The organism is Alteromonas sp. RW2A1 (assembly GCF_001886475.1).
In the GTDB taxonomy this organism is placed as follows: domain Bacteria; phylum Pseudomonadota; class Gammaproteobacteria; order Enterobacterales; family Alteromonadaceae; genus Alteromonas; species Alteromonas hispanica.
In genome coordinates this window covers 1,570,671-1,585,403 of sequence record NZ_CP018031.1, presented here as the reverse complement: position 1 = coordinate 1,585,403, position 14,733 = coordinate 1,570,671, and the positions used below count along the sequence as shown (strand labels likewise).

Sequence of the window (14,733 nt, the reverse complement as noted above, 5' to 3'; positions counted from 1 at the left end):
TATGCGCATCGATGATGCCCTTGTATGGGCAGCAAAAGAGCTAGAGGGTGGTGAGTCACCCTCGGTTGACGCTAAAGTGCTGTTAGCCAATGTTATTGGCAAAGATGCCACCTACCTGTTTACTTGGCCAGATAAAACCCTCGAAACACAAGCTTTAGAGAGATTTAAACAGGCGATAGAGCGAAGACGTCTTGGTGAGCCGGTAGCCTATATAACGGGAAAACGAGATTTCTGGACGTTAACGCTTGCTACTTCGCCTCATACACTCATACCACGTCCTGATACCGAGGTGTTGGTTGAGCAAGTGCTTAATCGGTTGCCTCATAGTAATAAAGGTAATGAAGATAATGACGCTTGCTTCTCCATTTGTGACTTGGGCACGGGAACGGGAGCCATTGCGTTAGCGCTAGCCACGGAACTTCCGCAAGCCTCTGTAACCGGTATTGATTTCAAGCAAGAGGCCGTTGAACTTGCCACACACAACGCGTCAGTCAACCGCATAAGCAACGCCACATTTATTCAGAGCGATTGGTTTGCTGCACTCAATAATATGCAGTTTGATGTAATCGTGTCTAACCCGCCATATATTGAAGACTCCAGCACTTACCTAAAACAAGGTGACGTTCAATTTGAGCCTAAAACAGCGCTTATATCCGGAGAAGATGGCTTGCGTGACATCAGGCATATTATTAACAAATCGCAGTCGTATCTCGCCGCCGGTGGTCTCATTGCTTTTGAGCACGGCTTTAATCAGGGAGAGTCGGTGAGAACGCTACTACTTAAAGCAGGCTTTACTGATGTTGAAACAGTCAAAGATTACGGTGGAAACGATCGAGTGACCTTGGGTTTTCTTCCAATCTAGCACCGCGTTAACCGCCATGCTGTCAGGGCACTTGCTAATATTGTGATATGCATTAGTATCTTGGTTAAAAAATAAAAAGGACATTTACCCAATGAGTGACGACTTTCTTTTTGCTGAGGATGACGACGATAGTAGCGGTGAGAATCTTGGTAGCTGGAAGATACTTATCGTCGACGACGAGCCCGAAGTTCACACAGTAACTCGTCTTGCATTGAATGACTTTATTCTTAATGGTAAATCACTCGAATTTATTAGCGCTTACAGCGGCGAAGAAGCAAAGGCTATGTTTAGAAAGCATAGCGATATCGCTGTTGTGTTACTCGATGTAGTGATGGAAACCGACGACGCTGGTCTTCAGGTTGCGAATTACATCAGAAACGAATTAGACAATCATTTTACCCGCATTATTCTGCGCACAGGTCAGCCCGGCCAGGCCCCCGAAAAAGACGTCATTATAAACTACGATATCAACGATTATAAATCTAAGACCGAGCTAACAGCGCAAAAGCTTTTTACCGTTATGATTGCTGCGTTACGTTCATATCGCGACATCATTGTAATTGAAGAAAACAGAGCCGGTTTAGAAAAGATCATTGATGCATCGGTAGATCTCTTTTCATCTCATTCGTTAGAAAAATTTATGCAGGGCATTATTCAGCAGCTTGCGTCTATATTGGGTTGTTCTAAGGATGCGGCCTACATCACTACAGCTGTGGCAACCACATCGCGTACACTTGATGTGGATAATGGCAAAATTGATGAAGACGAGCTTTATGTGTTTGCAGGTAACGGAGAGTATTCCTCGAAAGAGGGGCTACCACTTAAAAGTGCAATAACAGATGAAGAGTACGCCCTTTGCGAACAAGCGATGAAAGAAAAGCAAATTGTGTATGCAGACGACCATGTGGTTGCCTATTGCAATAGTAAGTCGCACAAAGGCGCGCTTTTGTATCTTTCTGGTTTGCCTCGCCGTTTGTGTGAAAACGATAAACACTTAGTGAAGCGATTTTCAAACAGCGTTCAACTTGCCTTCGATAACGTGTTAAAGACACTAGATTTGGAGGGCACGCAACGAGAAATTATTGAGCGCCTCGGTCACGCTCTAGAGCACGAATCTGGTGATTCAAACCACATTAAGCGAATGGCAGAAATGGCAGGTTTAATGGCACAAAAATTAGCGCTGCCTGAGCAAGAAATTGATACTTTCAAATTGGCCATATCCTTACATGACATAGGAACATCTCAGGTACCTAAATCTATATTGCACAAAAGTACGCCGTTATCCGACGATGAGATTTTTGCGATTCGTCAGCACGCGGAGTTTGGCTACCAAATATTAAAAGACTCTTCTCGACCTACTATTCAGCTAGCTGCTACCCTTGCGCGCCAGCACCATGAGCGATGGGACGGCGATGGATACCCAGAAGGCTTAAAAGGCGAGGAGATAGATCAAAAAAGTCGTATTGCGACACTGCTAGATGTTTTCGATGCCTTACTTAACGAGCGTCCTTATAAGCCAGCATGGAGCGTGGAAAAGGTTGTAAACACGCTAGAAGAGGAAAGCGGACGCCATTTTGATCCCAAACTGGTGTCTCGATTACTTAAACATTTACCCGCGTTTTTAGAGATACAAGCGCAGTACCCCAACAAAAATCAATAATAGGAACGCAAATTATGTACATGATGGCAAAACATCTTCATTTAACGGCAGTTGTGCTAAGTATTCTTTTCTTTATCTTTCGTTTTGTGTGGGCACAATTCGATGCCACAGTATTAGCAAAAAAATGGATAAAAATATTACCTCATATTATCGACACCATACTGTTGGGAAGTGCGCTTTGGCTATGCGTTATTTTGTCGCAATACCCCTTTGTTAACGCTTGGCTCACCTTCAAGTTATTCGGTGTTATTTTGTATATCGTATTTGGGTTGTTTGCACTGAAAAAAGCGAAGACGGCTGCGAGTCGCTGGGGTTTCTTCGTTGCTGCATTAGCCGTCCTCATGGCAACTGCCATGGTAGCCGTGACAAAGCAACCGCTTTTCTAGAAATTAATATTGGAAGTAAAAATGTCTGTATCTAAGCAAGTGATAAGTGTTGGCAATGTAGAAGTGGCTAACCATCTACCGTTTGTTCTCTTTGGTGGCATGAACGTGTTGGAGTCGAGAGACTTGGCAATGCAAATAGCCGAGCACTATGCTGAGGTGACGCAAAAACTGAATATCCCTTACGTGTTCAAAGCGTCCTTCGATAAAGCCAATCGCTCTTCTGTGACTTCTTATCGAGGGCCTGGCATGGAAGAAGGCCTGCGTATATTTGAAGAAATAAAATCTACTTTTAACGTTCCCCTCATCACCGATGTTCACGAGCCGCATCAGGCAGCACCCGTTGCTGAGGTAGTCGATGTTATTCAACTTCCCGCATTTTTAGCCCGTCAAACTGACCTTGTTGTAGCAATGGCGAAAACGGGAAATGTGATTAACGTGAAAAAGCCGCAGTTTTTAGCGCCTCATGAGATGCGTCATATCATTGGTAAACTTAACGAGGCCGGTAACGATAAGGTTATCCTTTGTGAGCGAGGAAGCAGCTTTGGCTACAACAACCTGGTGGTTGATATGTTGGGCATGGACGCGATGAAAGCCTACGCACCGGTAATTTTCGACGCTACTCATGCGCTGCAAATGCCTGGCGGTCGTGCAACGTCTGCAGACGGTCGTCGAGCACAGGCTGCTCAGTTGGCAAGAAGTGGGATGGCGTTAGGTTTAGGGGGATTGTTCATTGAAGCACATCCAAACCCTGATGAAGCGAAGTGTGATGGACCTTGCGCATTACCGCTGTCAAAACTGGAGCCTTACTTAGCTCAAATGAAAGCCTTAGATGATTTAGTGAAAGGGTTCGCAGAGCTTGATACCAGTAATACCTAGTACAGATGTACCTTTGTTATAGCTAGCAGCCAACAAGATGTCTTGTAGCAAGATTGCACTTAGTGAGATGAAACTTAGCGAGATGAAACTTAGCGAGACGGCATTTAACCGGGTGATTTGTAAACAATTGATATTCAGCGCAGTGGTTACTCGTTGTCTATAGCGAGAATAGCTAAAAAGTGAGTGCTGATGGCGTATGCCGGTGTTAGACACCGGCATGCGGATCAGGTGTGATGAGGAATTATTCGCCCGCTTTTTCTACCAGGCTCTCTTCACGTTGGGTCTTTGCTAACAAGTTTTTGTGTAGCGAGATTTGAGTCTCTTCAGTCAATATTGCCGTTGACTGTTTCTTAACAACAATGTGTGCATCGTTAGCCGGTAATACTTCAGCCATTTTTACATTCGTCATAGCGGTATTGATTAGCGACGCAAGATTGATCTTTTCTGGTTGTACGTTAGCATTTGCAGCGGCGCTTACAAACGCCATAACTGATACACTAGCAACAAGTAATTTTTTCATTTTCACACCTAATAAAAATAATTAAATAAAATGTGTTCAATTGTTAATGCGGTTAACAATTAAGCATCATAAAATACTGAAGTTAATAGTTCTTTTTTTAATTTCGGGTGAATTGTAGACAGTTTGGGCGTAAAGTGAAAACGAGTAAAAGTATGGCTTGCCATTAGTAAAACTAATGCTATTGTCATGATCAGGTCACATTGGATTAAGAAAACGCTATGCATCGACGTTTACCCCCGCTAAATGCGCTAAAAGCCTTTGAGGCAGCAGCTCGACACCTCAGCTTTACTAAGGCGGCGGAAGAGCTTTTTGTGACCCAAGCAGCGGTTAGCCACCAAATAAAAGCACTTGAAGAATACTTATCAATGAAATTATTTCTCAGGCGCAATCGAACCCTGCTGCTCACCGAAGAAGGGCAGGCTTACTTTCTAGAACTAAAAGAAATTTTTAAGCACCTGCAAGATGCCACCGAGCGTTTGTTAGCAAAAGGCAGCAAAGGCGCTATAACGGTAGCCATGCCGCCAAGCTTCGCCAGTCAGTGGCTGGTACCCCGCATCAATAAGTTCAGCATTGCCCACCCAGATATTGATGTTCGTATTAAAGCAGTAGATTTTGATGAAGGATTTTTAGCAGACGATGTCGATGTAGCCATTTACTACGGCAAGGGGCGTTGGACAGGCTTGCAAGCCGATCAGCTACACAGAGAGTTTTTAACACCCTTATGCTCGCCCATGTTATTTCAAGGGCCTAAGCCATTATCTACGTTATCTGACCTGCGCCATCATGTTCTGCTTCACGATATGAGCAGGGCCGCGTGGAAAAACTGGCTGAAACATGTCGATGTATTAGGCGTAAATGTTAATCAAGGTCCCGTATTTAGCCACTCTATGCTAGTGCTGCAAGCGGCAGCCCTTGGCCAAGGGATAGCGTTAGGTAACACTATTTTGGCGCGACCAGAAATTGAAGCCGGGCGGTTAGTCATGCCCTTTGAAGAGCGGGTGGAAAGTAAAGATGCGTTCTATCTGGTGTGTGAGGAATCTCAGGCTGAATTGGGCAAAATTGCCGCTTTTAGAGAGTGGATCCTCGCGTTAGTTGAAGAAGAGCAAGACAATGTTTGATATTGAAATAAAAAGAGCAGCTTCGCCTTTTGCACGCCTGTTTTTAGCCCATGGGGCAGGAGCCGGTAAGGAGCATGAGTTTATGCAGGCGATGTCGCTGCATCTCACAAACCTTGGTATTGATGTTGTACTGTTTAACTTTGCTTATATGCAAACGATAAAAGCTACCGGAAAGCGCCGTCCGCCAGACAAAGCAGATAAATTGCTTCAGCATTTCACAGACGTAATTTGCGACGTTAACGCAAAAGAGCCTCTGCTACCTTCGTTCATTGGCGGTAAGTCAATGGGCGGGCGTATGGCAACCATGTTGTTGAGCGAAGCAACTGCATCTCAGCAACATCAATCCAATGAAGCGTCAGTTGAGCAATGTGAGTATTTAGCTGGTATCTACGGCGCTATCGCTCTTGGCTATCCGTTTCACCCTCCTGGAAAACCAGAAAAAACGCGCACAGCGCATTTAGAAACACTCACCAAGCCGCTGCTTGTTATGCAGGGAGAGCGTGATACCTTCGGCACTCAAGCAGATATCAGTACATATTCACTGTCTTCGTCGATAAAGGTGAAGTATCTGCCCGACGGCGAACATAGCTTTAAACCCAGGAAAGCGAGTGGATACACACAAGAGTCTCATATTCAAACCGCGGCCGAAGCTACAGCTGAATTTATAAAAGCAGTAATGAATGAGCGAAAAAGCGTTATAGAAGAGACCGGTTTGGATGAGAAGTCGCACGCTCAGAATTCATCTGCTGAGAGGTTGTTATGAAAAGCGATACAAAAAGCTATACGAAAAGTCACACGAAAAACGAAACGAAGAGCCAGACTGACACCGTTAATGAGAGCACCTGCGAAGATACAAAAAGTATTGCGAAAGTCTATTTAGTTATTGGAGCACTTGCGGCTGGGTTAGCCGTGATATTAGGCGCATTTGCTGCGCATGGCCTCAAAGCTGTGCTGTCCGCACAGCAATTAGCCACATTCGAAATTGGCGTTCGGTATCAAATGTATCACGGTCTAGCACTCTTGTGTTTACCAGCCCTGTCCACAGTAATAGTGTCGAAATGGGCAAATCGTGTGGGTTTTTGTTTTACAGTAGGCTGCGTACTATTTAGTGGTAGCTTGTATGCCCTTGCCATCACAGGAATTAAATGGCTTGGACCTATCACGCCGTTAGGTGGCACATTTTTCATCGTTGGCTGGACGCTACTTACTGTTGCCTTAGTAAGGTCTAAAGCTAGTAAAAATGCTCAGGAAAACCTAGGGCAAACAGTATCGCCAGAGCAAACCGCTGATTCTGAGCAACAAAATGCAAGTCAATTTAAATGAGTCAAAAATGAGTCAAACTAGTGTAATAGCCTATTGTCGCCCAGGGTATGAAAACGATGCTGCAAACGAGCTAACCACGCGCTATGGCGAGGTAAGTATATATGGGTATCCGGTCTCAAAGAAAAATAGCGGGTTCGTGTTATATCATCTCTATGATGCGCAGCAGCTCAGTAACGCCATTGCCGAGTTCGCCGTTAGGGATACTATTTTTCCTCGTCAATTAATTGCTGCTTTTGCGACCTTAGCGAATATCGAAAAAGAAGATCGCGTGGGCCAAATTCTTGAGTGTCTGAAAGATGTTGAAAAACCCTTGTCTATCTTTGGAGCCATTGATATTGAATATCCTGATACCGAAGAAGGGAAAACATTAGCCAAGTTTTGCAAAAAGTTTACTGTGCCCATGCGCCAAGCTCTTCGCAAAGCAGGTTGGCTTACTGCAAAGGAAAATACCGGCAAAGCAAAAATTCATATTTTCTTTGAGTCCTTCGAGACATGCCACATTGGCTATTCGTTACCCACTCATGCAAGCAAAGACCATCTGGGAATATGCAGACTTAAATTTCCCAGCGACTCACCAAGTCGCTCAACCTTAAAACTAGAAGATGCTCTGGTTAATATGTTGAGCTCTCAAGAGCAAGCAAAAGTGCTTCGCAGCGGCGGGAGAGCGGTAGACCTGGGCGCCTGCCCTGGTGGTTGGACTTATCAGCTGGTAAAACGAGGTATGTATGTAGAGGCCATTGATAACGGATTGGTAGCCGACTCACTCATGCAAACAGGTCTTGTAGAACACCACGCCGCCGACGGCTTTACATATAAACCACAATTTGGTCGCGTCGATTTATTAGTCTGTGATATGATAGAGCAACCCGATAGGGTAGCAAAGTTAATGGGCGATTGGCTGGTAAAACACTGGGCGACGCATGCTATCTTTAACCTAAAGCTCCCTATGAAACGGCGCTTTGAAACAGTGGAAGACGCTGTAGCGCTGCTAAAGACGCGATTACAGGCATTGGAAGATGCGTTTTCGGTCAAGGTGAGGCATCTCTACCACGACAGAGATGAAGTAACAGTAACAATTATTCGCACTTCAAAACATGAGGTGTGATTTTGTTATTTTAAAAAAAGTGTCAAAAATGAATAAGTTTTTGATATTTATAGAAAAGAATTAATCGGGGCTTGGTTTTGTACAGTCGATTTATCGGTTTGTGCTAAAAAAGGTGTAAATTTGGTACAGAAATCCTTATAATCCAGCCGTTTTTTTACTCTGAACCAATTGAAAGTGAACTAATGTCAGACTTATCTCATTACAGAAACATTGGTATTTTCGCCCACGTAGACGCGGGTAAAACTACCACAACAGAACGTATTTTGAAGCTAACCGGTAAAATCCATAAAACTGGTGAGGTTCACGATGGTGAATCTACTACCGACTTCATGGAACAAGAAGCTGAGCGTGGTATTACCATCCAGTCTGCAGCGGTAAGCTGTTTCTGGAAAGACCACCGTTTCAACGTTATCGATACTCCTGGACACGTTGACTTCACCGTTGAAGTTTACCGTTCACTAAAAGTACTTGATGGCGGTATCGGTGTATTCTGTGGTTCTGGTGGTGTTGAACCACAATCAGAAACTAACTGGCGTTATGCTAACGAATCAGAAGTTGCACGTATCATTTTCGTGAACAAATTAGATCGTATGGGTGCTGATTTCTATCGCGTAAAAGAGCAAGTTCGTAAAGTGCTAGGCGCTACACCTCTTGTTATGACATTACCTATCGGTATTGAAGACGAATTCGTTGGTGTTGTAGACGTACTTAACAAGCAAGCATACGTTTGGGATGACACAGGTCTTCCTGAAAACTACGAAATTAAAGACGTTCCAGAAGACATGGTTGACTTGGTAGAAGAATACTACGAGCAACTAATCGAAACTGCTGTAGAGCAAGACGATGACCTTATGGAAGCGTACATGGAAGGTGAAGAACCTTCTGTTGAAGACATCAAGCGTTGTATCCGTAAAGGTACTCGCGACCTTGCATTCTTCCCAACATACTGTGGTTCTGCATTTAAGAACAAAGGTGTTCAGCTAGTACTAGACGCCGTTGTTGATTACTTACCTGCGCCTACAGAAGTTGATCCACAGCCTCTAATGGACGAAGAAGGTAACGAAACTGGCGAACACGCTATCGTATCTCCTGATGAAACGTTTAAAGCGCTTGCGTTTAAAATCATGGATGACCGTTTCGGTGCCCTGACATTCGTACGTATATACTCTGGTAAACTTAAGAAGGGTGACACCATCCTTAACTCGTTTACTGGTAAAACAGAGCGTGTTGGCCGTATGGTTGAGATGCAAGCTGATGAGCGTATTGAATTAGAAAGTGCTCAAGCCGGTGACATCATCGCAATCGTGGGTATGAAGAACGTTCAAACTGGTCACACACTTTGTGATCCGAAAGACAAAGTAACGCTAGAGCCAATGGTATTCCCAACTCCAGTAATCTCAATTGCTGTACAGCCTAAAGATAAAGGCGGTAATGAGAAGATGGGTATTGCTATCGGTAAGATGGTTGCTGAAGATCCGTCGTTCCAAGTAGAAACTGACGAAGATTCTGGTGAGACTATCCTTAAAGGGATGGGTGAACTTCACCTAGACATCAAAGTGGACATTCTTAAGCGTACTTACGGTGTTGACCTTATCGTTGGTCAGCCTCAGGTTGCTTACCGTGAAACTATCACGCAACAAGTTGAAGATAGCTACACGCACAAGAAGCAATCAGGTGGTTCTGGTCAATTTGGTAAAATTGACTACCGCATCAAGCCTGGTGAGCAAGGTTCAGGCTTCACGTTCAAGTCAACAGTTGTTGGTGGTAACGTACCAAAAGAATTCTGGCCTGCAGTAGAGAAAGGCTTCAAGTCAATGATGGACGAGGGTGTTCTAGCTGGATTCCCAGTACTTGACGTTGAAGTTGAACTTTACGACGGTGGTTTCCACGCAGTAGATTCATCTGCAATCGCATTTGAAATTGCAGCGAAAGGCGCATTCCGTCAGTCTATTCCTAAAGCAGGTGCACAACTTCTTGAGCCAATCATGAAAGTTGACGTGTTTACTCCTGAAGATCACGTTGGTGACGTAATCGGTGACCTTAACCGTCGTCGTGGTATGCTAAGTGACCAAGAAGCAGGTTTAACAGGCGTTCGCATTAAAGCCGACGTACCGCTTTCAGAAATGTTTGGTTACATCGGTTCACTACGTACAATGACATCAGGTCGTGGTCAGTTCTCTATGGAGTTCAGCCACTATGCACCATGTCCACAGAACGTATCTGACAAAGTAATTGAAGAAGCGAAAGCACGCAAAGCTGCTAAGTAATTAGCAACTTGCTTCCACCGCTTTAGCGGTGGTTTTAATAGTATTTAAAGCCAGTCTTCACAGACTGGCTTTTTTGTTTGCCCAGCGAAGCTGGCAAACCCGTCAGGTTGAAAGAAACCTGAATCACCCTGACTGAGGGGAAGATAATCCGAATGGCAAGGGCGTTAGCAAGTGATATGAAGTATGCAGGAGCCGTATACGAGGCCCGTACGTACGGTTCTGTGAGAGGGATGAGGCGCAAGCCTCACCCTACTCGATATTGGCGAAGAGATTTTTTCAAGGCGCGGTTATGGTGTTTCATCTTCAACGTAACCTTGGCTTTATCGTCACCAATACCTTCACGGCTGTAACTACTCTCGATAAAGAGCAACGTCATTTCACTAAGGATCTTTTGAGTATTTTCATTTAAATGCGAAGAGACCTTGTTGAGATATTCCCGAGGGCTTAAATATTGCCTTTCAACGCCGCTATGTTTTTCAATGGCTGACAAAGCGTTAAGATAAATACGGTGATACTTAGGCAGGGTAGACTGGCGCTGGATAGGAAAGAAATACACCAGCAATATAACGCCTACAATGCTCAAGGTAGCCAGAAATACTGCGGTCATTTTCTTTGTCGTGATTTGGCCTAATAAGTCTTCAAGTAAGTCTTTTTGCTTGTTTGCATCGAATCCTAAAATCCACTTACTCCATTGATAATCCATCTGCCGCATCCATTTTTGCAGCGTAGTAAATAGCGCTCCTTCCCGCAAATCACCTAACAGTCCGTCGGTACGCTTTTCACCAAATTCAGCTAAAGCCTGCTCAATGCCATACTGCAAACGCGAAGGCGCTACCATGCTGGTGGGGTCGTAGCGCACCCAGGTATCGTCTATTAACGCTTCCACCCACGCATGCGCGTCGTATTGTCTTACTTGCAACACGTTATCGTCTAGTTGCTCACCCCCCTGATAACCTGTCACCATTCGAGCTGGCACACCGCCTGCTCGCAGTGCAAACGTCATAGCACTGGCGTAATGAGCACAAAATCCGGCTTTTTCTTCAAATATAAATCTATCGATAGGGTCTACCGGCATTGCGTTAGGCTCTAGCGTGTAGGTAAAACCCTGTTGTTTGAAGTAGTTCATTATGGCTGAAGCTAACCCCTTGGGTGTTGGGTTCGCTTGTTTAAGGCTGCTTACCCACTGGCGAGTTTCTTGGTTAGACGTTGCTGGTAATAAGCTATTCAACTGCCGCTCAAATTCGCCTACCGGGTTGGTTACCGGCGTAGTGGGTAGGTAATCGAAGTAAAACGACTTTTTGCTCATAAGTGGCGTCGATGTCCGTAGGGTGTAGTCGAACTGCGCATTAACCGTAATGTTATTTTTTCCATTATTGGGCGCGGATAACTCCAGAGCAAACAGCCAGTTTTGCTTTGTGGGTTCAACAATCATTTCATAGCTTTTTGTCTCGCTTACACCGCTTTCATCGCTTTCTTCACTTTCGGCAGTATTGGCAAGAAGTAAAAGAGGAGGCGTACGCCGCATAGTTGCAAGCTGTCTTTCCGCCTGCTTGCGTTTTTGACTTATTGACCATGTTTTGCCATTAAAGTCTTCCATAACCAGGGCACGCCAGTAGCGCTGTTGAGGCTCTGGAACGGCGCTCGCAGATGGAAAAGTGGCAGTGAACGCGAGTTCTGATGATTTTGCCAGTGACGCTATGTCTCCGGGTGTTACTGTGTCTGACAGACCCGTTTGCTGAGACTTGGACGTGGGCATTTGCCACAGCGGCGGCAGTTGGGGCATCACCAAAAACAGTAATGCAGCAATGGGAATAGACTGAATAACCAAAGTGCCTACAAATTTAGCGCTACTTTTGAGCGGAGTTACCGGGCCATGGTAATAGGCAAGGGAGAGCAATAAAAATAGCAAAACTCCAAGATACCCTAGCCATGCAATAACACTGAGCGCTGAAATAAAGCCGCAGCCAATAAGAAAGAGGCTGGTACAAAAAAGAAGGTGGAAGTCTCGTTTGCTATCTAGCAGCATAAGTTTAAGGGCAAATGCGATAGCCAGCAGATTAATCATGCTGTTAAGCAAGCCTATTGAAAAGCCAAACCATGTAAGCGCAAACAAAGATAACACTGCGAGCAAGTTAACGGTGCGAGCATTGGGCAAATGACTGCTCTTTTCAAAAGAGACAGTGCGAACAACAATGGCGCACAATCCCAATATGATTACCCATATCATCAACTCTTCGGTTAGTGTAAGTAGCAATACTCCGTACGCAATAGCCAGCATGAAATATGAAATAGGCTTGTGAGATGATAGCGCCGAAGGCTTTAAAAGCGCTATCACGATGACGCTGCCTCTGCTGAGAAGGTGTCATTTGGATAGGTGCGCTGTGGTAAATTCAGAAGTGACAGTGCTTTTAAGCATTGGTGAGTATGGCTGTCTCCATAATGGGGGCTAATATCGATAGAGCGATACTGCAAGCCAAACTGATTACCATTTTTACTCTGCTCAATAACATGATGGGTGAGAATACTGATAGCCCGCTCAACGTCTATTTGGTTATCTACAGAAAGATAATATTTTTCGTTAATAGGATCTGAAAACTGTTTAACTACCCAGTCACCGCTTTTAGCAACTTGCTTCCAGACCACCCGGTTGAGCGGCTCTCCTGCTTTATAGTCACTCAGGCTATGAAAGTCTGTACTGCTATGGCTAGAGGTTGTTGTATCGTTTTTACTTTGCTCTGACTCATCAAAAGGTAAGGCGACTTGTATTGCCTCATCTTGCAGTGGTTTAGGGTAAACCAATATATCTGCATCAAAGTCGAGGTGTGTCCAGCATTTAAACAAACCCAGTGGAAAATCGCAGGCAAGGGTAAGTCTAGGTAATGAATATTTACCCCTTTTGCTTCTTTTAATGGGTACTGAGAGCCGTTGTTGAGATTTTTCTTCGGCGTTAAGAATAAAAGACACGTGCTCTTTTGTGTCTAACCACCTTGCAACTAAATTACCTTTGCACGGTTTGTCTTGCTGTGCGTAATGCTTAATGACAACAAGCTGAAATTTACCTGTTTGATGGCAATGAAAAGGGGCTATTGGCTGGGATTTTACCGCCAGGCGGGCAAAGTTTTGATGAGTGTAAAATAGCGTAAGAAGCATCACACTCAGTAAAATATAGCTCAGCAATACCATAAGATTGTTTTGATAATTCGTGCCCAATAAAAACAGACAAAGCGCCATAATAATAAACGACCAGCCAAAGCCAGTGGGTAATACAAAAATGGAATTCAAGGTAAGGCTGTGCTGTGAGGCTGGCGGAATTCGCTTATCTAACCATCTTGAAAGCATTGTTGATAAAATTGCTTTCCTACGATGAGAAAGCCGTGCTCTTATACTCGTATTTTGCTTTTGCTTGAATTCGTGCTTCGCCGCGTTAGACACCGTTATCAACCTTACTCACCTTATTAAGCCGCCAGAGGATCGATGCTTTCAAGCAGTTTTTTACTGAGCGTTTCGCCAGCAGACTCTCTCGCGTAAGTGCTGTTATCAAAACCAGTGCCTTGATGCTGTGATGACGACGTTAGTCTGTGAGCGGTAATGGCCGTAAATACCGCTTGTACATCATCCGGGGTTGCAAACGCCTTGTTGGAAATAAAGGCCCAGGCTTTTGCTCCTTGCAAAAGCGCTCTACTGGCTCGTGGCGAGAGCGGGTTGGGGTAAGCGCTGTTACTTCTACTTTCATTAACCAGCATCAAAATGTAATTGATAAGCGCATCACTGGCGTGCACGTCATCAACGCTTTTTTGAAGCGCTGTAAGATTCCCTTCGTCTAATATCTGTGAAAGTGCGGTTGAGGCATTAGATTGTTTCAGCATAGCTTTTTCGGCATCCCACTCTGGGTAACCTAACGATATACGCATGAAAAACCTGTCGAGCTGAGATTCTGGCAGCGGATATGTGCCCGACTGAGAACTTGGGTTTTGAGTCGCTATAACGAAAAATGGCGAGGGCAGAGAGTGAGTCGTGCCATCTATACTGACTTGGCGCTCTTCCATAGCTTCAAGTAAGGCGCTCTGGGTTTTAGGACTTGCTCTGTTTAGCTCGTCGGCCAGCACCACTTGACTAAAAATAGGGCCGTGGCGAAAAGTAAATTGTTTATCGGTATCGGCCTCGCCAGTGTGGAAAATATTGACACCTAGCATGTCGGAAGGAAGCAAGTCTGAAGTGAACTGAATGCGTGAATATTGTAACCCGAATACTTGGGAAAGCGCATGAGACAGGGTGGTTTTCCCCATGCCTGGTAAATCCTCAATAAGCAGGTGGCCGTTTGAGAGCAAACAGGTAAGCGCCAGCTTGAGTTGGTGCTGTTTGCCAATTATTTTTTCACCTAAAGCCTGTAAAATTTCTTCAATATCTAAACGCATTGCATTATCACTTAAGGTTAATTGTTGTGGATTGCCTGCTTCATCAAACATGCTTGAATTAAAGCACATAATTGCAGCTATTATTTACTGTTACGCGCCTGCCTTCATTAAAGCGCAATAGTGCTGTTGTAGCTTCTTATTACTTTTTGGGGCGCTTTGTTGTCGTTGCATTCGCATAAATGAACCAGAATTGTTTTTTAG

At 44.6% G+C, this 14,733-nt stretch carries 13 protein-coding genes; 9 read left to right on the top strand and 4 right to left on the bottom strand.

Annotated elements, in window-relative coordinates:
• Position 1 precedes the first annotated feature (1 nt).
• The 4 genes from prmC (at position 2) to kdsA (ending at position 3,784) form a co-directional block, all read left to right on the top strand.
• Positions 2 to 862: a peptide chain release factor N(5)-glutamine methyltransferase gene (gene prmC, locus BM528_RS07115; RefSeq protein ID WP_071979294.1), complete on the top strand. Its 861-nt coding sequence runs from the start codon at positions 2 to 4 to the stop codon at positions 860 to 862.
• Between the two features lie 91 nt (positions 863 to 953).
• A complete protein-coding gene (locus BM528_RS07110; RefSeq protein ID WP_071979293.1) occupies positions 954 to 2,522 on the top strand; it encodes a DUF3369 domain-containing protein in 1,569 nt (522 codons plus the stop codon).
• A gap of 14 nt (positions 2,523 to 2,536) precedes the next feature.
• On the top strand, positions 2,537 to 2,908 hold the full coding sequence (locus tag BM528_RS07105) for a SirB2 family protein (RefSeq protein ID WP_071979292.1): 372 nt from the start codon (positions 2,537 to 2,539) through the stop codon (positions 2,906 to 2,908).
• 21 nt (positions 2,909 to 2,929) lie between these two features.
• A complete protein-coding gene (gene kdsA, locus BM528_RS07100) occupies positions 2,930 to 3,784 on the top strand; it encodes a 3-deoxy-8-phosphooctulonate synthase (RefSeq protein ID WP_071979291.1) in 855 nt (284 codons plus the stop codon).
• 241 nt (positions 3,785 to 4,025) lie between these two features.
• Here kdsA and BM528_RS07095 read toward each other — a convergent pair whose 3' ends face one another.
• On the bottom strand, positions 4,026 to 4,304 hold the full coding sequence (locus BM528_RS07095; RefSeq protein WP_071979290.1) for a hypothetical protein: 279 nt from the start codon (positions 4,302 to 4,304) through the stop codon (positions 4,026 to 4,028).
• A 218-nt stretch (positions 4,305 to 4,522) separates the two neighbouring features.
• On the opposite strand from BM528_RS07095, the gene BM528_RS07090 reads away from it, so the two are divergent.
• The 5 genes from BM528_RS07090 (at position 4,523) to fusA (ending at position 10,117) form a co-directional block, all read left to right on the top strand.
• Positions 4,523 to 5,422, top strand: coding sequence for a transcriptional regulator GcvA (locus tag BM528_RS07090; RefSeq protein WP_071979289.1), 900 nt, complete (start codon positions 4,523 to 4,525; stop codon positions 5,420 to 5,422).
• Complete coding sequence (locus tag BM528_RS07085) at positions 5,415 to 6,185, top strand: alpha/beta family hydrolase (RefSeq protein WP_071979288.1); 771 nt, start codon at positions 5,415 to 5,417, stop codon at positions 6,183 to 6,185. The genes BM528_RS07090 and BM528_RS07085 overlap by 8 nt, the downstream gene beginning before the upstream one ends.
• A 98-nt stretch (positions 6,186 to 6,283) precedes the next feature.
• A complete protein-coding gene (locus tag BM528_RS07080; protein WP_232230637.1) occupies positions 6,284 to 6,745 on the top strand; it encodes a DUF423 domain-containing protein in 462 nt (153 codons plus the stop codon).
• A 7-nt stretch (positions 6,746 to 6,752) separates the two neighbouring features.
• A complete protein-coding gene (gene rlmM, locus BM528_RS07075) occupies positions 6,753 to 7,850 on the top strand; it encodes a 23S rRNA (cytidine(2498)-2'-O)-methyltransferase RlmM (protein WP_071981203.1) in 1,098 nt (365 codons plus the stop codon).
• Positions 7,851 to 8,032: 182 nt separating this feature from the next.
• A complete protein-coding gene (fusA, locus tag BM528_RS07070; RefSeq protein WP_071979286.1) occupies positions 8,033 to 10,117 on the top strand; it encodes an elongation factor G in 2,085 nt (694 codons plus the stop codon).
• 244 nt (positions 10,118 to 10,361) lie between these two features.
• Here fusA and BM528_RS07060 read toward each other — a convergent pair whose 3' ends face one another.
• From BM528_RS07060 to BM528_RS07050, 3 genes are all read right to left on the bottom strand, one after another.
• Entirely contained in the window at positions 10,362 to 12,452 is a 2,091-nt protein-coding gene (locus BM528_RS07060; protein ID WP_232230596.1) for a transglutaminase family protein, read from the bottom strand.
• Positions 12,449 to 13,456 (bottom strand): DUF58 domain-containing protein, encoded by a 1,008-nt coding sequence (locus tag BM528_RS07055; protein WP_071981202.1) that lies wholly within the window; start codon positions 13,454 to 13,456, stop codon positions 12,449 to 12,451. Before BM528_RS07055 ends, BM528_RS07060 begins: the two co-directional genes overlap by 4 nt.
• 116 nt (positions 13,457 to 13,572) lie before the next feature.
• Complete coding sequence (locus tag BM528_RS07050; RefSeq protein WP_071981201.1) at positions 13,573 to 14,532, bottom strand: AAA family ATPase; 960 nt, start codon at positions 14,530 to 14,532, stop codon at positions 13,573 to 13,575.
• Positions 14,533 to 14,733 lie beyond the last annotated feature (201 nt).